Here is a 24,085-nt window from a genome sequence, read left to right as displayed (position 1 = left end):
GCGTCCAACAGCAAATCTGCTAAAGAACACTCCTTTGATCAACAAAGTGGAAAATAGAAATGGCGGTGCTAAGGATGCGATCCTTGCACCGCCATTTTCTTGTTTTTTACTATCGTTGCACCGCTTCTTTCGTAAATGGGTCGTACACGGAGTGTCTCCTAACAGGAAAAGGAGATAGTCCTATCTATCGGGCCCCCTCTTTTTTTAATCCGAAAAACTTAAAAACAAAATGTGACCGATCTGCGTCCATAACTGTGTTAAGGGTAAAAGGAGGTCTAAAGGCGATGCAGATCGATTCGCTCCGGCCGGGCGGAGATATTACGGAAACCTATGAATTATATGGCGATATGCTTTTTAAAATAGCGATGGTGTACCTTGGGAACAAACAGGATGTCGAAGAAGCCATTCAGGAGACGTTCATTAAATTGATATATAAAGCGCCTGACTTCAGGGATCAGGAGCATAAGAAAGCTTGGCTCATTCGGGTGATTACGAACCACTGCAAGAACATGCAAGGGAGCCTGTGGCGCAAGCGGGTAACCAAGATGGAGCATATGAACGATTATTTTGTCGAACCGTCGGAACGGACGTTGATGGATAACGTCATGAGTTTGCCGTTCAAGTATAAGTCGGTCATCCATCTGTTTTATTACGAGGATTATTCCGTTAAGGAAATCGCCGGGATTTTGCAGATTAACGAGTCTGCGGTCAAGATGCGTCTTCAGCGCGGCAGGAAGCTGCTGCGCATGGACTTGGAAGGAGAGGACGATTGATGAATCGGAATGACTACAAATCATTGATAGATCGAATAGAACCTGATAAAGGATTGGAGGAGCGAATCATGAAAGGAATGAAACAAAATCAGCGTCAAACGACAAGAATGAGCCGAATGGGGGTCGCCGGCGTCACCGCGGCCATTATGCTGGGGCTGGTGGTAGTGACTTCGCTGGTATTGAATCTTGAGAACGAGCCAGCGGTCAGCGATATCCCGGTGGTTCAACAAGGGACTGGGGTGAATACCCCGCCGACCGCGAAGGTTGGCCACGATCCGGTAACCATTCCGAAAATTGAGCTTCCGGGCGAGAGCAACGTCAAAGCCGACATGATCGGTTTGGTTGTATACCAGGGCAATATCTACACCCAAACCGGTACGCAAATCACGCCGGAAATCGCCAAGCAGCTGCGGGGCGACAAGCTCGGACGGTCGAAGTCGGGGATCACGGAATGGAGCTCCTCCGATGACTACACGGAGCTTGCTTCGACGATCGGCGAAATGGATATATTCACGGTTAAGGGATATGACGCCGATTTTAGAATCATGTCCTACATGGAGCACGACGGGGAAGTCTACGCCGAATTGTATGAGCATTTGAACGGGATTACGGTGGCCAAGGGCGAGGATATCATCGGCAAGCTGAATCTGATGGGGAACATGACTTCGGTCAAATGGCAGGATTTCGACAGTTGGAACATGGGCGAGAACAAGCTGCGCGAGCTTTCCGCCGATGCGGAGGTGCAAGCCTTCGTTGACGCTTTATATGAAGCGAAGCCGATAGCGGCCGAGCCTCTGTTTGAGCAAGGGATCTACGAGACCGGGCCTAGCGAACAGAAATTTCTGTATATCCAGCTGCAGGACGGGACGGAAGTCCAGTTAAGACTGTTCAAAGGCGGCCAATATGTGCGATATGCCAATGCGCCTGTGTTCTTTCAATTGGAAGGTGAGGCATTCACCACGCTGTGGGAGCTGATGGAGGAGTAGTTGTCCTGCCGTTTGTAGCCACGGAAAAATAGGTAATGTAAAAAGACTAGAGGCTATCCCTCATCGGATGGCCTCTTTTCGTTGCTGTAGGGTCGATAACGGCGATCCCTTTATCGTTTATCGTATGGCGGTTCCTTGTTATTCGCTTGTTCTCGATGATGGGAGGTTCGCTTTCACGAATGCGCTCGGCGTCATTCCGAAATACCGGGTAAAGGCGCGGGAGAACGTAAACAAATCCGAATAGCCCAGGGATAAAGCGGTCTGCGTGATGCTGGTTCCCTCGGCGGATAACAGGCGGGTCGCTTTCTCCATGATCAACTGCTGCATGTAGCGGGACGGAGAGATGCCGTATCGGCGGGTAAACGCGCGGGTGAAGTGACTGCGATGCACGCCGGCCCAGGCGGCAAGCTCCTCCACGGACAGGTTCTCCGTGCAATGAAGCCCCATATATCCGGGGACGGACTCGAGCCAGTCCGAAGCAGCCGAAGCAGCGGGGAGGTGCTGGTCCCGGTTGGGATCGATGCTGTGGATCAACTGGAATCCCAGCGACATCAGCTGGAGGCTATGGTCCTGCTGGGGCTGCCGGAGCAATCGCTGAATGTCCTTGATGACAGCCAAGGCATCGTCCCTGAAGGCATTTCGTCGATAGGGCCGTTCCGGGCATAAATCGACATGGTTCAATATGGACGGCATCAACTCGCCCATATAGGCCGTCCAGGTGATCATGGTAGACGGCTCGTCGCAGTCCTTGACATACGTATAGACCGAGCCGGGGAAGAGGCAGAAGAGGTCGCCTTCCGAGAGGGAGACGCTGCTGCCGTCCCATCCGAACCGCACCTTGCCGCTGGCAACGAAATGTATACTGTAAAATTCGACGGACCGGGGACCGACTTTTTCGGTGAAAAAGGGATGGGATCCGGATTTGAATATCCATAATCCCAGTTGTGTCTCAAAGTGAGCCGGGTTGTTAAAGTATTCTTCTCGGGATGGCCGCTGATTCACTGTTAAACTCATGTGTCCTCCTTCCGCCAATAGCGGTCAATTCTTTTGTTACTGCTATGATGCAACATATTGTATAACGATTGCAAGGATGGAGCATTCCGTATTCGTCCGCCAAAAGGTACGATGATGAGGAACAAGTCGAGCATAGTAGAGGTGAATGGAGATATGAAACAACCGAATTTTATCGTGATTTATTGCGATGACTTAGGGTATGGAGATCTTGGATGCTACGGTTCGGACACCGTGAAAACCCCGCACCTGGACGGGTTGGCTGATGAAGGCATTCGTTTTACGAATTGGTATTCGAATTCCCCGGTCTGCTCCCCGTCACGAGCCTCTTTATTGACGGGCAAGTACCCGGCCCGAGCTGGAGTCGGCGAGATTCTTGGGGCGAAGCGCGGTTCGCATGGACTGCCTGCCGACGAGGTGACGTTGGCCAAGGCGCTCAAGCCTGCCGGGTACAGGACGGCGCTGTTTGGAAAATGGCATTTGGGCTTGTCCGAGGAAACCAGCCCGAATGCGCATGGATTTGATGAGTTTTTCGGATTCAAGGCAGGCTGCGTCGATTTTTACTCGCACATTTTTTATTGGGGCCAAGCCCATGGCGTCAACCCCCTGCATGACCTATGGGAAAACGAAACGGAGGTTTGGGAGAACGGCCGGTACATGACCGAGCTGATCACGGAACGATCCGTTGATTTCATTCAGCGGTCGCGGGAGCAGGAGGCTCCGTTCTTCTTGTTTGCGTCGTACAACGCGCCGCATTATCCGATGCATGCGCCGCAGGAATACATGGACCGGTTTGCGCATTTGCCTTGGGATCGGCAGGTCATGGCCGCCATGATTGCCGCGGTGGACGACGGCGTCGGGGAGATCGTAAAGGCGCTGAAGGAAGCCGGGTGTTACGAGGATACGGTCATTTTCTTCTCCAGCGATAACGGACCGTCCTCCGAGAGTCGCAACTGGCTGGATGGGACGGAGGATGTGTATTACGGGGGAAGCGCGGGGATCTTCCGGGGGCATAAAGCAAGCCTGTTCGAAGGCGGAATCCGCGAGCCTGCCATATTGAGCTGGCCGAACGGATGGGAAGGCGGGCAAGTGAGAGATGAAGTGGTGGCTATGATGGACATCGCACCGACCTTTTTGGATCTGGCCGGCGTCGATCCGGCGGCAGGACCGCTTCAAGGCGTTGCGCTGGACGGAAGCAGCCTGAAGGAGATGCTGCAGATGCGCATGCCGTCGCCGCATAAGCAATTGTTCTGGGAGTATCAAGGCCAGCTGGCTGTCCGGGAAGGGGATTGGAAGCTGGTGCTGAACGGGAAGCTCGATTTTGACCGCGTGGTTCCGGATCAGGTTCACCTGTCCGATCTGTCCAGGGATCCCGGGGAGCGCTCCAACCTGGCGGACCGTTACCCCGAGATCGTGGAACGGCTTAGCCGGGATGTGCGAGACTGGTATAAGGAAGTGCAGCGTCACGGCTCCTGAGCGTGAATAGAGCATACCATCTAAGCCTCAGCGATAAATGCAAAAAAAGCCCCGGCAAACCGGGGCTTTTTATTATGCTTTTGTGATTGGTATGAGCTGATAAAGGACAGCCGGAACCCTTAAAAAGGATTCAGCACATGGTAGAACACGTTCGGCGAAGCCATGCGGTAATAATGGCTGCACCAGCCGACACCCTTGTGGTTGTCGCGGTTGGTCGTGCTGAACACCAGCCGTTCCTGCTCCAGCTCCTCGATCCGTGCCGTCCGTCCCTCCACGTATTCCAGAATGCGGAACGATGCGGTGTCCAGGCGGGTGATGACGCCGCCATAGCGGATGTCGATGACCTCCCAGCCAAAGGGCTTGAACATCCGATGCCACTGCGTACGGTGGGCTATGCGGAGCTCTTGCACGGCTTTGGAGATGGCAGGGAGCACGTTTTTGGCCATATGCCTTAAGGTATCGACGTCCTTAGCATCATAGGCTTGCTTCAGCAGAATGCCGATTTCGCTCTTGCGTTTGAGGACGGCGCTTAGCTTCTCCGGCATCTCGAACAGATAGTCCAGCTCGGCGCCGCTATCGCGCTTCGCGCGCAGGTTTTGTTCCAGCTCGGCATAATGGTTCGAGAGGTCCAGGCCTTCGATCTGTTTGTCGAACATCCCGAGGAGCACATCCTGGTACAGCAAAAATTTCGACGGGTTGCTCTGCTTGGCGTTGTTCGGCTCCTGGCCGGGAATCTCGTCCAGATCCTTCAGCAGGAGGAACGCCTCCATGTCGATGCCCGTACAGAATTTCACTCGTTCCGCCAACTGAGCCGAAGAAGGCTCCTGTTCCGAGTAGGCATGCTCGGCATAAAGCTGCAGACCGAGCAGCGCTGCGAACGGATTTCCTTCGTTGCCGTCGTCGCCCCACATCGTGGCGTATACCTCGCGGATTCCTTCCTGCTTGCACACTTGAAGCGCAACATTCGAAGCGTTCAGGGACAACCCGTAGTTGACGCCGAATGTGTTAAAGATCCAGACGGCTCCGGCAAACACGAGGTTGCAGCCCAGCGGGCGGTGATTGGCGATCAGCTTCTCATAGTCCGCCGGCTCCATGTGGGTGTAGTCCCAGTACACCATATCCACATCCTTCGGGATGCGGCGGGCCATATCCTCCGGAATCGAGGTGTCCTTGTCGTAATACGCCGCATCGCCGCCTCCGCCGGCAGCGAGCTTCAGGAACATGTCGCTCCACATCATCGGCTTCAAACCGCGCTTGCGGACGGCAGCCAGGACTTTGTCCAGATGGGCGATCATAATGTCGAAACGGCTCACATAACCGTTGTGATCCAAATATTTACCCCGTCCGAGCTCCTCCGCTTCGTCCATCCCGATATGAATCTTGTTGCTGCGGAACGGAGCGCTGGCGGCCTCGATCATCCGTTCGATCAGGGAATCGGTCTGCTCGCTGCCGACGAGCAGGGCACCCTTCGTATCGCGGTAATGCTTGATGGGCTCCCACTTCAGAAACTCCTCCAGGTGCGCTAAGGTTTGGATGCTTGGAAAAGCCTCGATGCCGAATTGTTCGGCATAATCGTCCATCTCTTTCAGCTCCGCCTGCGTGTAGCGACCGCGCATATAACCGAAATACGGCTCGCCTTCGATCTGGTAGGTGTCCTCCATGTACAGCATCACGCTGTTCATGCCCATCAGGGCCATTTTATTCAGCATGAGCTTGAAGCTGTCCACGGTCAGCACGGCGTTGCGGGACAGGTCGAACATCGGGCCGATCTGGTCAAATTGCTGGCGTTCGAGAAGGTGGAACGAATCGCTTTGGCGGCTATGTTGAACCAGCAAGCCGAGTCCCCGGAAAAATTGATGTTTTCGTCCGTAACGAATATAGGCGTGGTCTCGGTCCCTGCCGACCTCCAGATCGCCATCGGACAAGGCTACCTCAACGGGGATGCCGTTATCCCCAAGTTCGACGCCAAGCTCCTCCAGCAGCAGCTCAATGCCTGGCATGACATCCGAAACAGCGCCTTCGAAACGAAATTTCATATGAAATCCCCCTGCATCCATGATTTTGCGAGCATTAAACATTATATCATTATAATGTTTAATGTTATGGGAATCGCCGCTGGAAATCAATCCTTTGTTTGCAAAGTTAGAGGAGTTATCACGACCTATTTCAAACGTACAGCGGTTCGTGAACGAGCTATTCATTTACGAAATAGATAAAAAAAGAACAAAAAACAGGATTGACACTGCCGATAACCCGGTGTATTTTATATACAAATCGTTTTTGCAAAAACGTTTTGCATCATGAGTACATCAATCATTGCGTCATTCGGTGATTCTTTCTTCAACGCGATAGCGCCGTAATCGGCTAAGATCTGATAGCGTTTACATATGGTGATTTGAACTCTGCAGTTTTACAGGCCCTGCATTTATAGTCTAATCAAATGTTTTCCTATAATTTTGGATAAGGATGATCATGATGGCAGCAACCATAAAAGACGTCGCCCGTGAGGCAGGCGTAGCAGTTTGTACCGTGTCGTTTGCGGTCAATGGCTCCGCGCATGTAGCGGAAGCGACCAAGAAGCGGATATTCGATGCAATCGAGAAGCTGAATTACCGGCCGAACCAATCCGCGCGCGGATTGGTTACGAAGAAGACGAACAACATCGGCCTGGTGGTCGAGGATACGGTGGACGGTTTGGAGAATACCATTCTCCTCGACGTCGTCAAGGGGCTTGGGGAGGCGACGGGAGACAACAATTACGATTTGCTGCTGTCCTTTCAGAAGCCGAGTACGAATAAATTGGCGGATCACCTGCTGGACGTCTACCGCAAGCAATCGGCGGATGGACTGATCCTGATGGGGGCGGCCATTAACCAGCCGTATGGGGAGCTGATCAAGAACCGGTTTCCTTTTGTCCTGCTCGGGAGGCCGACGATGCCCGGGGTGTGTCACAGCGTCAATGCGGATAATGAGCAAGGCGCCTATGAAGCCGTTAAATATCTGATCGGCAAGGGGCATCGCCGGATTGCGCTCATCACCCCATGCTCGCTGGAAGTGGATGCCTCGCTGGACCGGTATAACGGCTACCGCCAAGCCATGGAGGAATTAGGCGACGGGTTCGACGAGCGGTTGGTGGAGATCGGTTCCTTCGAAGAAGACAGCGGGTATACGGAAACGGAGAAGCTGTTGAACAGAGTCGAGCGTCCTACCGCCATCATCGCCGGACGCGACGTGGTCGCTTCCCGCGTCGTCGAGAAGGCTCAGGAGCTGGGTTACAAGGTGCCGGAGGACCTGGCGGTGATCGGATTCGATAACACGGCCGTGTCCCAGTTGGCCCGGCCATCCATTACATCGATTGAGCTGCCGATGCGGCAGATGGGCCTGGAAGCAGCGAAGCTGTTAATGCAGCTGATTGACGGCGAAATTCGTTTTGACGATATTCAGACGATCGTTTTGCCTTGTACCGTCATTGAAAGAGAATCGACCTGAAAACGGATATTTTCGTTGGACGATTCTTTTTTTTGAAGGGTGCAAAAACGTTTTTGCACCCTGTTAACCTTGAAGGGAGTGATGCGGGTCCAATTCAGACATCTAAGACTTCACATAAATGTAAGCGAATTCATTAAACGCTTAGGGGAGTGAACGTCATGATCCATATTAGAAGAATCGTAAGCCTCATTTTGATTTCCTCACTAATCATCATCATCGCAGCGGGCTGTACCAGCAGCGGCCCCAATACCGCTAACCCGTCGCCATCCGAACAGCCTACCCCAACGGATACCAAAACACCAGCAGAACCAGCCGGAGAAGATACGGAAAAACCTAAAAGCGGCACGATCCAAATTTCCTTGCGCGGTGCCTCTGCCGAGGTTTGGGGCAAGGTAGCCGACGCTTACATGGCTAAGCATCCGGACGTGAAGGTCGTCGTGGATATCAAGCCGGCCGAGGGTTACCGCGAATGGCTGCAGGCTCAGTTTGCCGCCGGAGAGCCGGAGGCCGATTTTGTGAACACGAATGAAAACAGCGACCTGAACGAAGACCAGAAATTCGTGGACTTCAAGCCTTGGCTGGAGACGGAGAACCCTTACACCGGGAAGATCTGGAAGGAAAGCTTCAACCTGGACGGCATGGGCGTCAATCTGGATGACCCTAACCTGCAAACTTTGCAAGCGCTTAACTTTGAATCGGTTCAAATCCTCTGGATGTACAACAAAGAGATGTTCGAGAAAGCGGGGATTACCGATACCCCTAAAACGTTCGATGAACTCATCGCGACCTACGACAAACTGAAGGCGGCGGGTTATATCCCGTTCACGATCGGCGGCAACGCGCTCTCCCTGTGGAGCGGTCAGGCGGGCTGGCTCATGCGCATTTATCCGGACCAGTACTTCCGCGATTACGTGGAGCTGATCAAATCAAAGCCGGAAGATTATACGTACATGCCAAACATCGACGATAACTGGAAGTTCGACCTGAGCGACCCGTACAACGATTCCCGTTCCAAAGTATCGACGAACGAGCTGCGGATGTACCAAGCGATCAAAAACAAAGTCGGCCCGTATAAAGTCGAGGGCCATCCGGCGTGGCGCGAAGTCATGACAAATCTGAAAACCTTGTTCAGTTATGCGCCGGACGGTTTTATGGGCATGTCCGAGGAGCAGGCCTACAAGCTCTTCTTGACAGGCAAGGCCGCAACCATGGTCGCGCTTCCGTCCTCCTATTGGCAGCTTCCCAAGGATTTTGCCGACGCGGAAAAAACGGGAGAGAGCGGCGGCGTGAAATCCTTCGACTTCGGATTCTTTAACATGCCTTCCATGGAAGGGGAGCTGGTCCAGGCTCCGGCAAGAACGATTCACATCTACACCGGCTTCTACGGCTTCGTGAAGAAGAATGCGGAGCAAACGGCCCTGAACGTGGATTTCATGATGTATTTGACCAGTCCGGAAGGATATAAGGTGTACCTGGAAGCCGTCCAGAATTCCAAGGACGCCTCCTTGAACGGCGCGCCGCTGCTTAACGACATCGAGCTGCCGGAAGAAATGAAGAAGACGTTCGAATCGTTTGACGCGATCGGGAATACGGAAGGGCTGAACAGCCCGGGCAACGTGTTGGCCCGCGGTCTCCATGACTATCAGCCGTCCGTGCAGAGCTATATCGGCCTGATCTCCAAATACTTCAACGATGAAATCGATGTGGATCAGCTGCTGAAGCAGTACCAGGCGGATATTGACGCCAAATTCGAAGCCATGCTCAAGGAACGCAAAAAAGAACTCTCCGATATCGAGAATCCGGAGCGTCAGCCGCCTGTCAGACAGTAGCATTAGAAGGCTGTAAATGGCTGTAAGGCGCAGGACTTCGCCTTCATCGGTGGAGTTCTGCGGGTTCACTTGGCATGGAAGGGAGTGTGAACACGAAGGTGATGAGAACAATATATTCCTGCCTGCTGGCTTCGCTGCTGCTATTTCTATATGCCCAGCCGATCCATGCCTCTGAGCCGATCTGGACGATGGAGCAGGGCCTTACGATCAAAGGTTTGTCCATATCGGAAGACGGCGAGCTGGTGGCGGTCGGTACGCAGAATGCGAGTGCCATTCTTCTTCAGCGCGACGGCACCCAGCGATTCGAATTCATGGCAAACAACGTCGTGACCGGTGTCGCCCTCCTGAATGACGGCCGCATGCTCGTCACTTCCGATGACCGGCATCTTTATATGCTGAGTGCTGACGGCAAGGAGCTGTGGAAGCGGGATTTTAAGAAAATGATCAAGAATCTGTCGGCAACGCCCGACGGCAAGCTGGCTATCGTGACGCTGCATAACGAAAGTTTGGTGCATGTTCTGGACGAACAAGGACAGACGCTGCGTGAAATTTCGATCGGCATCGCGGTGAAGAGCGCCGCGGTATCCCCGAACGGGCAATGGCTGGCAGCCGGAGCTGCGAACCAGTATGCCTATTTGTTCAATCCTGCCGGTGAGCTGCAATTCCAGACGCCGCTGGAGGGCGACATTCTTCATGCTTCCGTTGCGGATAACGGAACGATGGTGGTCGGAACGTCCAGCAATAAAGCGGTCCTCTATTCGGCGGAGGGCAGCAGGCTTGGCGAATTGTTGACCAAGGATAAAGTGACCTCCGTGCATGTCACCCATGACGGGGAGTTTATCGGGGTAGCGGACTACTCGGGCAATTATTACGTGGCCAATCAAGGCGGCGAATTGTTGTGGAGCACGAAGGAGGCCGGAGCCGGCCAGCAAATCCGGTTCAGCAAAGACGGTACGCGGCTCTTCGCAGGCTCGGACAAAGGAGCCGTCTTCCAATATGAAGTCGGGGCCGTGCTGGAGCAAGGCAAACAGGCAGCGATGGTCAAAACCGTGGTACAGGTAGCGGCCGTGATCGTATTCGTTCTGTTGACGGCACTGTTATTTTTCTGGTTACGGCGCAAAAAGCCTTACATTCTTCACCGGTTGTGGAAGAGCAAACTGGCGTATGCTATGCTGCTCCCCAGCTTTACGCTCATTATCATATTCCTGTATATCCCGGCGTTCTCCGGCTTGATTCATTCTTTGTACGACTGGAATCCCGGGGCAAGAAGCGAGTTTATCGGGCTGGACAATTTCAGGCGAATGGCGAATGATCCGTACGTCACCAAAGGCGTGGGCAATCTGCTCATCCTCATCGTCACCGGATTGTTCAAGGCTCTCATTCCGCCGCTGATCGTGGCGGAGCTGATCTATCATCTGAGAAGCAAAAAGTCCCAGTATGTATTCCGTACGTTTTTCGTCATTTCCATGGTCATTCCATCCGTTGGCATGCTGCTGGTCTGGCAGGACATGTACGATCCGAACATCGGCCTTGTGAACCAGCTGCTGCGCATGATCGGACTCGGCTCGCTAAGCCATCCTTGGCTGGGAGACCCGAATACGGCGCTGTGGGCCATCATTATGATGGGCTTCCCGTTCGTCGGCATCCTGCAGCTGCTGGTGATGTACTCGGGGCTGATCGCTATTCCGGAAGAAGTGATCGAAGCGGCGAGAATCGACGGCGCCAAACCTTTTCGCATTATCCGGGCGATTCACCTGCCGCTGCTGGCAGGGCAATTCAAGCTGCTGATCGTGCTCGCGCTGATCGGCATCATTCAGGACTTCGGCTCCATCCTGATCGTGACCGGCGGGGGGCCTGCCGATTCGACCTATGTGCCGGCCCTGCAGATGTATTTTGCCGCAACGAAATTCAATGACCTGGGCTATGCGTCGGCGCTTGGCGTCAGCATGTTCGCCATCATCATGGTGATTACGGTCATCAATATGAAATTCATCAAAACCAATACGGATTAGGAGGGAAACGGCATGAATGCTAAGGCTAGACTCGTTCAGCAGTCGGCGCTTTATGTGCTGCTTATCGTTTTTGTTGCGTTGACCCTCGCCCCCATCGCTTTCACCTTGATTTCATCCTTCAAAAATAACGCGCAGATTCTGGGAGGCATCTGGACGCTGCCCATCCCGGCGCAGACCGCGAATTATACGGAAGCCTTCGCGGCGATCTGGAGGTATACCTTGAATACGGTGCTCTATGCGGCGGTGGGCGGCACGCTGGTCGTTGCCCTGTCCGCCGTTGCAGGTTATACCTTTGCCAAGAAAGACTTTCTCGGCAAGGAGGTGCTGTTCATGCTGATGCTGGCCATCATGATGATACCGGGCGTCATGACGCTGATCCCTTCCTATGTGCTGTATGCGAATCTGGGGCTGGTGAATACGCCGTGGGTCATCATTATCAGCGCGGCCGCGGGTGGCCAGATTTTCGGCACATTTTTGTGCAGGAGCTTCATGGCGGGCATTTCCAACGAGCTGTTTGATGCCGCCAAAATCGACGGTGCGGGAGAGTTCGTGGTGTTCACGAGAATGGTGCTGCCTCTGTCCGTTCCCGTTCTCATGACCTTGATGATCATGCAGTCCGTCGGGATCTATAACGATTACATCTGGCCGCTTTTGACCATTAAATCGAACAGCATCCAGATGATTGGCGTCGGGCTTACGCAATTCACGAACCAGTTCGGCATCTCCAACATGGGCGTGGAATTCGCGGCGTACATCATATCGGCGATTCCGCTGGTGCTGCTGTTCAGCTTCGGGATGAAGTATTACATCCAGGGCGTTACGCAAGGGGCTTTAAAAATATAAAACGACGGACCAAATGGAGAGAGATGGATGAATATACACAGACAAGCGGAGAAGATACCCAGCTGGATCTGGCACCGGGAACGTGCGGGCCGGCGGCATGTCGTACTGGAAAAATCCTTTGTTCTGCATGCCGCGGTTGAGCAGCTTGAGATGAGAATCGCCTGTACGGGAGAAGCCGAGATCAGGCTGAACGATGCCGTGATCGGCCATTTCCCGGAGCATGCCAGGCACACATCCGCATTTTATCCGGTAGAGGGGCTCCCCGGCGGTTTGGAGCCTGGAGCCTATACAATCCGAATCGAGCTCCGAAATACGGAGCCGATGCCGATGCATCCCATCAATATGCATCTGCATGACCGTTCGGTGGGATGCATCGCCTACTTGAGCGGAAGCGAAGGCTTATGGCTGGCAACGGATGATACCTGGGAGACCGGGGACGGCCCGGCGGAGGTGGTATGCGTTTGGGGCGAGGAGCCTTTTGGAGACCTGGATCATGCGCCTCCTTGGTTTATTGCCGGAGGATACGGCGATATCGCGGTCGAGCCTGTTCAAGGCATAAGAGTTATGTCCGCAGCCGGAGTGGAAGCGGTCAGCGGCATAGATGGTGTAATTCAGATGAAAGGAACGGCCGGTGGGCGAATCGTCCTAGGCGAAGTGGAGTCCCGAAATGAACGGCATATTTTTTATCATCTTCTGAAGCAGGGGGAATGGAAGGAACGCAGGACTCAGCAGAAAGAGCTGGATTTGAGCCGGATGCCGAAGCTGCTGCTGGAATTGCCCCATGAGCTCAATGTGCGAATGCAGGTGACCAACCACGGCGATTCCGAGATCGGTTTGCTGTGGAATGGCGCTGAATCCTTGCAGGAGCTGCGGCATTATGACGGATGCATGACCGAGTGGTTGGCGATTCCGCCGGGGAGCCCGTCGGCAACGAATCCCCAGGGCATGCGGTACGTGCAAATTTACGTAAGCGGGGACGATGGAGGAACATTCCATATCGAGCTCCGATTGGAGGCAGCCGGCGCCGCGCTGAACCAGGTGGGGCAGCTGCAGACGGACAACGACCTTATGCAGCGCATCTATGACGTGTCGGTGCATACCAGCCGGGTCTGCCATCAAATCGGATTGTGGGACGGCATCAAACGGGATCGCCTGAATTGGGCTTACGATATTTACCTGGCCGCCAAAACCGAATACTCGCTCTGGGACGATTATTCGGTATTGAAGCGGTCGCTCCGGGAGCTGGGGCGGACACCTTACGGCTATTGGATGAACAATCTCCCCTCCTATACGCTGTGGTGGGTCAGCAGCATATGGGATTACTACTTCGAGACGGGAGACCGCGAATTCGTATGGGAATTACGGGAGGATCTGCAGCGGCATATTGCTTGGGTGAAGGCGAATGCGGATCCGTGCAGCGGGATTTTCATGCCGGATGCCAAAGAGGCACATTCCTTTATCGAATGGTCGCCCATGGGGGCGTCTGAATCGTGGGCGTGCCTCAACGCGATTTACGGCATGACGAAGAGCCAAATGAAACGGCTGGCGGATTACATGCCGGAGCTCGGGCTCCATTGGGATGAACCGCAAGCTGAGCTTAAGGAAGAGCAGTTCATCGGGCCGTCATACGCGCTGCTCACCTCGGTCATCGGCATTAAGAGCGGGTATGTGGAAGAAGACAGCGCACGCAGATTTCTCCTCGACTATCGGCTGGGGGACCCGCTCACGCCATTGTCCGCCTACTGGCTGGCGGAATGCTACTCGGAGTACGGCATGCACGAACGGGCATGGGCGGTTATTGCTACGGTCTGGGGAACGATGCTGGATGCGGGAGCAACCACTTTCTGGGAGGGGATCAGGCTGACGCCGAGCAGCGATATCCACCATGCCCTGACCACGTATACCGCGTACGATTCCTACCGGATGAGTCTGTGCCACAGCTGGTCGAGCACGCCGGTGGTCTGGATTGCCAGGTATGTCCTGGGGATTCGCGCGCTTGAGCCCGGTTATGCCCGCATCGCTTTCGAGCCTCATGCCATCGGGGGGCTAACGGCTGCACGGGGCGTGATTCCAAGTCCCAGGGGCTTGATTCAAGTGGAGTGGAAGCTGGAGCATGGCCGCATGATCAAATCAGCTCGCATCGGGGAAGCCGAGCTGGCAGGGAGGGCATGATGAAAGAGCACTGGCAAGCGAGCTGGATTTGGGGAGATTTCCCCCCGAATACGGCCAACGTGTATCTGGAAGCGAGAAGGAGCTTTGACTTGCAGGAAGCGCCGATGGCGGGCCGATTGTACGTGTCAGCCAACCAGGAGTATCTGCTTTATGTCAATGGGGCCGTGGTCGGGAGAGGCCCATCACCAGCCGATCAGCAGTGGAAGTATTACGACGAGATCGATGTGACCCCGCTGTTGTCGGTGGGTAGGAATGTGCTGGCCATCGTCGCCTACAATTTCGGTTCGACCGATATCGTGACAGGCCAGATGCAAGGGCCGGGGGGCTTGATTGCCGAGCTGGAGATCGAGCGCGGGAACGGAGTATTCTGCGTGGCCGCCACGGATGCGGATTGGAAGGTCCGCCGATCGCCAAGATGGATGGCCCAGGTGTCGCGCCAGCATCAGTGGAACGGATTCCGCGAAATTTATCTCGCGGAGCAGGAGGACGGATGGGAGGAATCCGCTTATGACGATTCCTCCTGGAGCGGGGCGGTGGTTATCGCCAAAGCATTGGATCCGGATTCGCCATGGCCGCGACTGCTTCCGCGGGAGATTCCTCCGCTGCACAGGGAGTGGGTCAGTCCGGCAGCGATCGTGCGGACCGAAGCCAATTTCGGCGTCAGCCTGGGGGAGTCCGGCATGCTTCGGAATCGTGGGGGCAGCACGGAGGCGTTCGGTTCGGCGGAGCGTGCCCCTCGGGGGCATGAAGCGTTTGGCTTGCAAGAGGACTCGGCGGAAACAGAAAGAGATCCAGATCGGTTAGCGGCAGGTACAACAGGCTGGACGCTTGATGCCAGCATGCCCGGCTCGCTGCCGGGTGTTGTATATGATTTTGCTAGCGAAATCGTGGGGTACCCCGAGCTGGAGCTGGACGCGCCCGCGGGCGGCGTGATCCAGCTGTCGTACGGAGAATCGCTGGAGCTGCAATTGTACGATACCTTCATCCTGCGCAAAGGGCGAAATCGGCTGAAGCCCTTTGGCCGCCGGGCTTTCCGTTTCCTTCAGGTTACGGCGCAGGCGACGCCGGCCGCGCTGACGATATCGCGCTTCGGCGTCGAATCCGTCCATTATCCGTTTGACGAATCCGGCTTTTTTCGCTGCAGCGATGATCGTCTGAACCGGATTTGGGAGGTCGGGGCGTATACGACGCTGGTGAACAGCCAGGACCATCTGGAGGATTGCCCGCTGCGCGAGAAGGCGCTCTGGGTAGCCGATGCCGTGGTCATGGGCAAAGTCATCTACCACGCGTTCGGCGATGATCGGCTGCTGCGCAAATGTCTCCTGCAAGGGGCGCGGATTCAGAATGACGACGGCTCCATACCCGGTACCGGCCCGGAACGAAACTCGTTCCTGCTGCCCGATTTCTGCGCGCATTGGTTGTTTGGCGTGCATGCCCACTGGCTGTATACGAAGGACCACGATTTCCTGGAAGAAATCTGGCCGGCCATCACACGGTTGATGGCGTGGTTCGCGCTGCAGGAGGATCGGGATGGCCTGTTTGCCGGCGCCGACCGGCCTGGCTGGTGGTGCTTTATCGATTGGGCCGATTACATCGACCGGCGCGACCGGGTGACGGCCGTCTCCTGCTTCTATCACAAGGCGCTCGGGTTGGCGGCGGAGCTGGCGCAAGCGATTGGGCGCGGCGAGCTGGCAGGACAGTGGAAAGACCAGGCGGTCCGGCTTCGCGCTGCCATAAGGGAGCAGATGCGGCCCCCCGGCGAGATCGTATTTGCGGATTGCATCGGACCGGACGGATTATCGAAGCAGATCACGGCTCAGACCAACTTTGCGGCGATATGGTCCGGCCTGATGGACCCGGCGGAAGAGGACCGCTTCCTGGACGAATGGTACGACGGCGGAAAGCTGCCGCCGTTAAAAGGCGCTTTTTTCTATCATGTGGTTCTGGAGACGCTGATGAGCAAAGGACGCGAAGACCGCGCTTTGGAAATCATAAGAAGCTATTGGGGCGGCATGCTGGACCGGGGAGCGACCACCTGGTGGGAGACGTATGATCCATCAACGCCGGCCTGTACCGTGCCGAGCGCTTATCAAGGCAATACGCCAACTTATTTAGTTGATCATATTCCCGTGAGCTTTAGCCACGGCTGGGGCGCATCGCCGAGTTATATTTTGACGCAATCCGTGTTGGGCCTTGATTTAAGCAGACTCGGCGAGCAGGAGGTATATCTTGCCCCGCATGCCGGTGATCTCGATTGGGCGGAAGGCGCTGTACCGACGCGCTTCGGCATGATGGAAGCAAGCTGGAAGAGAGAGAAGGGAGGGAAACTGAAATACGAGCTCACGATTCCGGAGGGAATTACCGTGAAAGCGATCGACGGGGCGGAGCTTGTGCTTAGAATCAGAGATTAAGGCGATCGGCTTGGAGACGAGCGAATAGGGGTTTGGAAAGGGGGTGAATGGCGTCGAACTGCGGTAATCGTATCAACAGAATCCATTTTGAGGAGGAACAAGCGTAATGAAGTTGAAGGGGTTTAAAAGGCTGCTGCTGTATTCCGTCCTGCTGGCGCTCACCCTGCAAGCGTATCCCGCCGGGATCGTGTTTGCGGGCACGTATGATCCGGATTTAAAGGCATCTCCCCATGTGCTGAACGTGACGGGTTACACGCCTTCGATTGTCATTGACGATTTTAACGAGCCCGATGCGGTAAACCAGCCGGGAAAATGGACCAGCGGAGCGGGGGCGGAGAAAGTCACCTACGCCGACCGTTATGCCAACGGTCCGAATTCTCCATATGAGGGGAGCCATGTGCTCGAGGTATGGTCGGATGAAGTCAAGGCTTATGAATGGAGAACGGTATCCAGGGATTTCGATCAGCCGCTCGACTTGTCGGGCGTGAACTATCTGACGTTTGCGGCCAATTGCTACGGGTGGCAGACGGAGGACTATCTGATCAAGGTTACCCTGTTCAGCGGCGAAGATTCCTATGAGAGCATTGCCCAAATCAATCCGAACAGCTGGAGCAAAGTGGCGGTGTCCGTTAAGGACTGGGCCCTGCGGGACCACGTCACCAAGATCGAATTCGCGTTCATGCTCAACTTCGATCACGGCGGACTGAAGCCGGGCGATCCGGGATACGAATTCTGGGGCGGCAATTACCAGATCGATTATCTCAGCGGATCGAACGCCATCGGCATGGATTTTAACGCGGACGGGGAAACGGAAGGGTTTACCGCCCAAGGCGCCGAGGTAGACGCAGCCGGCGGTGAGCTCCGATTGACACTGGCGGGTGCCGCTCCCGTATTGCAATCTCCGGTGATCATCCAGGATATCGATCATTACAATACATTGAGCGTCAAATGGAGGAACGAGTCGCCCTTCAACAAAGTGAAGGTCGAATGGATTACGGAGGAAAGCCCCGATTGGGACGACACGAAGTCGGAGGTGTTCGACATCGAAGCGAATAACAGCCAGTCCGTTGAACAGGAATTTAATCTGTCGCTGCATCCGGAGTGGAGCGGCAGTCTAAAGCAGTTCCGGTTGACGTTCTTGAGCGACGGAGGGGCAAGCACGGGAGAAGTCGGCATCGATCAGATCCGGTTCAAACAGCTGGCACCGATCGAGGTTTTCCCCGGGGAGCTTACGAGGCATGAGATCGCGGCCTCCCGGGATCGGATCGTGATCGAGGGCGCATTAAAGCCCGGGGAAGCGGAGCTTTATGAAGGCGGAGAGCTCCAATTATTTGAGCTGCAGCCCTATGAATCCGAAAGGGATCTGGCGAATCGAGAGCCGATTGCCGAACAGGGGATTCAAGGACAATTTATGTTTGAGCTGGACCTGGCAGGAGAAGAGGGACGTAACCGGCTGCAGTCCAAATTCGCGGTCGCGGCCAGGCTTCCGGACGGATCGCTGGAGCTCGTGGATCGCGCCAAATACGTAAGCAATCCCGAGATACTTGCTCCGAATACGTATCCGTTTCCAGTGGCGAAGAGCAAGAAGGGGCTGCAGGTGCAGATGGTCGGCGATGCGGAGGACCTCGGCATCAGCCATGCCGCGCTGAACGTGGATTACAATAACGCCCTGTACATGAACGGGGCCGTCAATCCGGCCAATACGTTCGAATATTCCTACGAAGGGGAGACCTTCTACTTCAAGAAGGATTGGATCGAGGAGCGGGATAATTCCATTAAGAGTTTGTCCGATAACGGAGTGACGGTATCCCTGATCCTCCTCATGTATAAGGGGGGAATGGACGATACCACGCCTAACCGGTATTTGCTCCATCCGGATGCCACGGAAGGCATCGTCTATGCATTTAACACGACGGATGAGCTAGGGACGAAGTATTATAAAGCCATCACCGCCTTCCTGGCGGAGCGATACTCGCGCGAGGACGAGAAATACGGCAGAGCGGTCAATTACATCGTTGGCAATGAGGTGGACGCCGGGGAGACCTGGTACAATATGGGCAACGATAAAACGGTCAGGGAATTCGTTCAGGACTATGCCCGGACCGTGAGAATAACGAATACCGTCGTAAAAAGCTTTTACAGCAACGCCAGAGTGTATATTTCGCTGACGCATAACTGGGATCAGCAGCTGCCGTCCACGCAGATCGGCTCGTTCGACGGCCGATCGATCATCGATACGCTTCAGGCGGAGATCGACGCAGAGGGAGATATTCCATGGCATATCGCTTATCATCCTTATCCGGAAAATCTGTTCGATCCGAGAGCTTGGGTTGCGCCGCAGTCCCTCGAGCAGTTCGATACGCCGAAAATCACGTTTAAAAACCTGCACGTCCTCGTTGATTACATGAAGCAGCCGAAGTTCATGTACGGCGATGAGGCGCGCCGGATTATCCTGTCGGAGCAGGGCTTCCACAGCGGCGACAATTCGCCGGAAGGCCAGCAGCTGCAGGCGGCAGCCTATGCGTATGCGTATTACATTACGGACTTCCTGGACGGCATCGACTCCTTCATTCTGCACCGGCATGTGGACCATGCCGAAGAGTACGGCTTGAATCTCGGATTGTGGACGCATGATCCGGATACGAGCAGGGGCGCCAGCATCCCTGCGGAGCACAAGCTGGTGTACGATGTCTTTAAGTATATCGACACGGAACGTTCGCTGGAGGTGACGGAATTCGCGAAGTCGATCATTGGCATCGCCGACTGGCAGGATATCGCGCCATCCTTCGATGCCGGCATGCTTGCTCGGCGGGAGATACCGGATACGGCGCCCGCGGCTGTCCTTCCTCCGGAGCAGCTGGAGGGCGCGGAAATGCTGTTTGATTTTGAGAACGGCGATGAGGGCTGGACCCATGCGGAGTATGTATCCGGCGTCAAAACCGATGCTTCCCACACCTGGACCGGCAGTCAAACGCTCAAGGCTACGGTGATGACCAGAGAGCAGCTTGGCGATAGCAAAGGCATCGCCAAGCGGTTCGACGAGCCGCTGAATGCCGAGGGCAAACCCTACCTGTTCTTTGGCATCAATCCTTCGAACGGACCTGCGTCCGAATCCTATACCGTTCGGGTAAAGGTGTACAGCGATCAGCATGTGCTGGAAGCAGAGGGGAATGTTCCGCCGAAGCAGTGGAGCAATCTGGCGGTTGACTTAGGGGATTGGGCCTATAAGGACCGGATCACCAAAATTAAAATCGGGCTTGTGCCGGCAAGCCGGGTGCATTGGCAAGGAGGATATTTCCATGTGGACGGCATCGGTTTGGCCGACGGCATGGAGGCGGCAGAGCTTACCGCCGCTTTGACGCCGGAGCAGCCTGATGGCAACGACGGCTGGTACCGAAGCCCGGTAACCGTGAAGCTTGGCGCAGCGAATGGCTTGCCGGACGGCTACGACATTCAGTTTCGCGTGAATGACGGAGAATGGCAGACGTACGGTTCCGAAATGATCATGGATACGGACGGGATTCATGAGCTGGACTATCGGACGATGAGTCCAGCCGGGGAACCGGGTTCCATCAAGTCGTTGACCTTGAAGATCGATCAGACTGCGCCCGTGGCGGCCGTAACGGCGGACCCGGTCAAGTTGTGGCCGCCTAACCAGAGGCTGGTCCAGGTCACGGCTTCCGTCGACGCCAGCGATTCGGGCTCGGATATCGGTTCCGTCGTGCTGTCCTCCATTACAAGTAATGAGGAGCTGCAAGCGGAGGATATTCAGGGTGCGGAGCTGGGCACGACGGATACCTCGTTCAGCTTGCGCGCGTCAAGATCGGGTGCAGGCTCCGGCAGGATCTACACGATCACTTATACGGTCACGGATCAAGCCGGCAATGAAACCGCGGCCGTGGCCCAGGTGAACGTGCCGCATGATCAATCGAATCCATGATGGATGGATTCTAACGCCCGATAGACAGTCTGGAAGGGGAGAAGCAACGTGCTTACGATACAAAAACCGCTTGTGCATGGTCTGGAGAATCCATTGGGGCTGGATGTGTCTTCTCCCCGTTTTTCCTGGCTGCTGGAGAGCGATCGGCGCGGAGAGGCGTGCACGGCTTACAGGGTGAGGGTGTGGGTGTCCCTTTCCGCGGAGGGTCTCTCTAACAGGGACGAAGATTTAGTGTGGGACAGCGGCAGGCGGAGTGGCCAAAGCCTAAGCCTCCTGTATGATGGTCCGCCGCCGCAGAGCAATACGCGTTACTGGTGGCGGGTTACGGTCTGGGACCGTCAGGGTAAGGAAAGCGAAAGCGTACCGGCATATTGGGATACGGGCTTGTTTCCCGGCGGTTGGAGTGCTGAATGGATATGGCGGTCCGAGGAGATGAAGCTTAATGATTTTGCCTATTTCCGCAAATCCTTTGATCTCCGGGGGGCCGTTGCGCGGGCCAAAATATTCGTATCCGCCCACCATGTATTCCAATTGTTCGTTAACGGACAACGGGTTGGAGGCTATGGTTCACCCGCACCGACGGGGGTACCTCACCGCAAATATTATTTGGCGTATGATGTGGCCTCCCTCTTGTCGACCGGTTCCAACTGCATCGGCGTTGCCGCTCATTATTTGGGCGGAAGCGGCCAGAACTATGTGAACGGCGTCCCTGGAATGCTGCTCCAGCTGCACGTGGAGCATGAGGACGGGACGGAGCAGCTGGTTGTATCGGATCTGACATGGCAGGCCTTAAGGCAGATTCCGCATCGCATCGGCTCTCCTTATCAGCAGAACCGCCGTTTATCGGCCATAGAGGACTATGACGCGGCTCTTCTGGAACCGAACTGGCTGCAGCCCGATGTTGGAGAGGAACACTGCAGTTCGGTTGTTCTTGCTCATCCATCCGCACAGCAATGGTCACTCCATTGGCAGCAGCTCCCCGAGGCGGAAGAGCTGGAGTCGATCATTCCATCCGTGGCAGCGGCGCCGTCGTTCGTAAACGGGGAAGAGGGGCTCATTCAGGTATTCGACGCTGGCAAAATCATATCGGGCTGGCCGCAGTTGGCCTTGCCCGGTATGGCAGGCGTCACGGTACGGCTGCGGTACGCCGAAACGCTCGATGGCGACGGGCGGGTCGTTCATCAAGTGTGCAACGAGACCTCGCATCATTATTACGACCTGTATACGATGCATGGACGCGGAGGGATCGAATATTGGCAGCCGGATTTCAGCTTTAAAGCCTTTCGTTATGTGGAGGTTACCGGCTATCCGCAACCGATTGAGGAAGGCCAGCTGCGAATTTGCTCAGCGGGTACGGCCATGGCACGGACGGGGCGTTTTCGGTGTTCGTCTGACTTCTTAAACAAGCTGTACGACGTTTGCCTGCAGACGCAGCGCAACAATGTGCTGGGCCAGGTGGTCGATTGCCCGCATCGGGAACAGGCGCAGTATCTCGCGGATACCGATCTCCAAGCCGAGACGCTGCTCTATAACTTCGATGCCTATCCGGTATTGGATAAGACGCTGCAGGACTTTGCGGACGGCCAATTGGAAGACGGCTCCTTCCCTTTTGTGTTCCCATCGAACTACGAGCATCCAGACTTTTTCATACAAATCCCGGAATGGGACCTGCATTATGCGACCTTGCTGTGGAAGCTTTACCAGTTTAGCGGAGATACGGAGCTGCTCTCGCGATATTATGAACCGCTCCGGGCCATGATCGAGGGTTATCTATCGTTGATATCGCCGGCAACAGGCCTGATTCCGGTCGGCCGCGGATGGCATATTAGCGATTGGCCCTACCCGACGGTTGAGCATGAAGGCGAACATCTGACCGTGCAGCAGATCAAGGCATGGCAGGCGTTGCGCATTCTGTCCGAAGCCGCTGCCTTGCTGAACCGGGCAGATGACAGTGCAGCGTATGCTGCCCATGCCCAGAAGCTGCAAGTCAGCGTCCTGAATGAGCTGTACGATGGCTCCGGCAAGCTGCTGCATGACAGCTCGGGATCGACTGCCACCCACCAAGGCGTTAATGCGTTGGCATTATATGCGGGGCTCCTGCCGCAAAAAGACCGGGAGGCTGCATTGAAGGCCGTGGCAGGCAAACCGTGGGAGAGCAAGACGGTCTTGTCGCTCCCGCTGCTCCGTCTTTTGTTCGAGGAGGGATTGCAGGATCAGGCCTACCATTTGCTGAGTAAACCGGATTACCCGGGGTGGGGCTGCATGATTGCACAAGGAGCCGAGACCATGTGGGAAGGCTGGGATGATATCGAGTCCCATTGCCATGCATGGAACGGTTATCCCGCCCGCTTGCTGCAGGAGTATGTCTGCGGGATTCAGAGCGGAGCTCCCGGATTCGCGACGGCACGAATTCGCCCCTTTTTCGCGCCGGATCTGGACTTTGCCGAGGCTTCCGTTTCCACCGTAAGAGGCAAGATCGCCGTGCGCTGGGAGCGGGTCAGCGAAGCCGGCATTCGGATGCGGCTTGAGCTGCCCTGCACGATGAGCGCCACCGCTGCATTGGCATCACCGAGCTCCCGCCCCATAACCGGTCTCCTGATCGATGGTGTTGAGATATGGGGAGGAGCAGCTTCAAGCTGCATGCCGGACGGCATCGTCCGCTGCGGACTGGACCATAGCATGCTTGAACTTGAGCTGCTGTCCGGACGTTATGAGTTAACGGTTCGCTATTAGTAGGCAGCGTTGTGCTTGCGGCCGACCAGCTTTAGCAATTCAAGGCCCAATTTACAGGAATGATCATACTTGAAATCCTTAGTAGGGGAATCCGTCATCTGGACGACGGATTCCCTTTATTTGTTAGAGCTAGATGCTGCTGGAGAAAATCCGCTTGAGTCGCAAAATTCATGATGAAAACAGGTCAAAATGTGGTTGACGAGAAGGAGCCTCAATACTACAATAAATGATGCAAACGTTTCCATTGTAATCGCTTTCATCTATTTTTGTTTCATTCTATATTTCGAACATATTCTCTAACTCTTGTCAGTAATTGTCGTACTTTACTTGATGGAAGCTCAAACCTGTTTATGCAAGCGTTTGCGCAGTGATTGGCATCAACATCGTACCAGCTGTACCTAATCCAAGAA

At 55.2% G+C, this 24,085-nt stretch carries 13 protein-coding genes; 11 read left to right on the top strand and 2 right to left on the bottom strand.

The window, feature by feature from the left end:
* Nucleotides 1-284: 284 nt before the first annotated feature.
* Entirely contained in the window at nucleotides 285-773 is a 489-nt protein-coding gene (locus HMPREF9412_RS21840) for an RNA polymerase sigma factor (RefSeq protein ID WP_009593946.1), read from the top strand.
* Nucleotides 774-841: 68 nt separating this feature from the next.
* Nucleotides 842-1,759, top strand: a complete 918-nt coding sequence (locus HMPREF9412_RS21835) for a hypothetical protein (RefSeq protein WP_254664096.1) — start codon at nucleotides 842-844, stop codon at nucleotides 1,757-1,759.
* 138 nt (nucleotides 1,760-1,897) lie between these two features.
* Here HMPREF9412_RS21835 and HMPREF9412_RS21830 read toward each other — a convergent pair whose 3' ends face one another.
* A complete protein-coding gene (locus HMPREF9412_RS21830) occupies nucleotides 1,898-2,773 on the bottom strand; it encodes an AraC family transcriptional regulator (protein ID WP_009593948.1) in 876 nt (291 codons plus the stop codon).
* 153 nt (nucleotides 2,774-2,926) lie between these two features.
* Here HMPREF9412_RS21830 and HMPREF9412_RS21825 point away from each other — a divergent pair, with 153 nt between their 5' ends.
* Nucleotides 2,927-4,246 carry a sulfatase-like hydrolase/transferase gene (locus HMPREF9412_RS21825; RefSeq protein ID WP_036673052.1) on the top strand — a complete coding sequence of 440 codons (1,320 nt, stop codon included), beginning with the start codon at nucleotides 2,927-2,929 and terminating at the stop codon, nucleotides 4,244-4,246.
* A 119-nt stretch (nucleotides 4,247-4,365) separates the two neighbouring features.
* On the opposite strand, the gene HMPREF9412_RS21820 is transcribed toward HMPREF9412_RS21825, so the two are convergent.
* Nucleotides 4,366-6,282, bottom strand: coding sequence for a beta-N-acetylhexosaminidase (locus HMPREF9412_RS21820; protein ID WP_036673049.1), 1,917 nt, complete (start codon nucleotides 6,280-6,282; stop codon nucleotides 4,366-4,368).
* Nucleotides 6,283-6,718: 436 nt separating this feature from the next.
* On the opposite strand from HMPREF9412_RS21820, the gene HMPREF9412_RS21815 reads away from it, so the two are divergent.
* The 8 genes from HMPREF9412_RS21815 (at nucleotide 6,719) to HMPREF9412_RS21780 (ending at nucleotide 23,675) form a co-directional block, all read left to right on the top strand.
* Entirely contained in the window at nucleotides 6,719-7,735 is a 1,017-nt protein-coding gene (locus tag HMPREF9412_RS21815) for a LacI family DNA-binding transcriptional regulator (protein ID WP_254664095.1), read from the top strand.
* Between the two features lie 158 nt (nucleotides 7,736-7,893).
* On the top strand, nucleotides 7,894-9,564 hold the full coding sequence (locus tag HMPREF9412_RS21810; RefSeq protein ID WP_009593954.1) for an ABC transporter substrate-binding protein: 1,671 nt from the start codon (nucleotides 7,894-7,896) through the stop codon (nucleotides 9,562-9,564).
* Nucleotides 9,565-9,665: 101 nt separating this feature from the next.
* The gene (locus HMPREF9412_RS21805) at nucleotides 9,666-11,576 is read left to right on the top strand and encodes an ABC transporter permease subunit (protein ID WP_139084050.1); all 1,911 of its coding nucleotides are present in this window, start codon (nucleotides 9,666-9,668) and stop codon (nucleotides 11,574-11,576) included.
* Between the two features lie 12 nt (nucleotides 11,577-11,588).
* Complete coding sequence (locus HMPREF9412_RS21800) at nucleotides 11,589-12,419, top strand: carbohydrate ABC transporter permease (RefSeq protein WP_009593929.1); 831 nt, start codon at nucleotides 11,589-11,591, stop codon at nucleotides 12,417-12,419.
* Nucleotides 12,420-12,446: 27 nt separating this feature from the next.
* On the top strand, nucleotides 12,447-14,591 hold the full coding sequence (locus HMPREF9412_RS21795; RefSeq protein ID WP_009593918.1) for an alpha-L-rhamnosidase C-terminal domain-containing protein: 2,145 nt from the start codon (nucleotides 12,447-12,449) through the stop codon (nucleotides 14,589-14,591).
* Nucleotides 14,588-17,002, top strand: a complete 2,415-nt coding sequence (locus HMPREF9412_RS21790; RefSeq protein WP_254664094.1) for an alpha-L-rhamnosidase-related protein — start codon at nucleotides 14,588-14,590, stop codon at nucleotides 17,000-17,002. Before HMPREF9412_RS21795 ends, HMPREF9412_RS21790 begins: the two co-directional genes overlap by 4 nt.
* A 106-nt stretch (nucleotides 17,003-17,108) precedes the next feature.
* Nucleotides 17,109-20,942: a DUF5722 domain-containing protein gene (locus HMPREF9412_RS21785; RefSeq protein ID WP_009593945.1), complete on the top strand. Its 3,834-nt coding sequence runs from the start codon at nucleotides 17,109-17,111 to the stop codon at nucleotides 20,940-20,942.
* 48 nt (nucleotides 20,943-20,990) lie between these two features.
* The gene (locus HMPREF9412_RS21780) at nucleotides 20,991-23,675 is read left to right on the top strand and encodes an alpha-L-rhamnosidase (protein WP_009593900.1); all 2,685 of its coding nucleotides are present in this window, start codon (nucleotides 20,991-20,993) and stop codon (nucleotides 23,673-23,675) included.
* Nucleotides 23,676-24,085: the final 410 nt, after the last annotated feature.

Origin of the sequence: Paenibacillus sp. HGF5, from assembly GCF_000204455.1 — a bacterium.
In the GTDB taxonomy this organism is placed as follows: Bacteria; Bacillota; Bacilli; order Paenibacillales; family Paenibacillaceae; genus Paenibacillus_AQ; species Paenibacillus_AQ lautus_A.
This window is presented reverse-complemented; position numbering and strand designations above follow the sequence as displayed.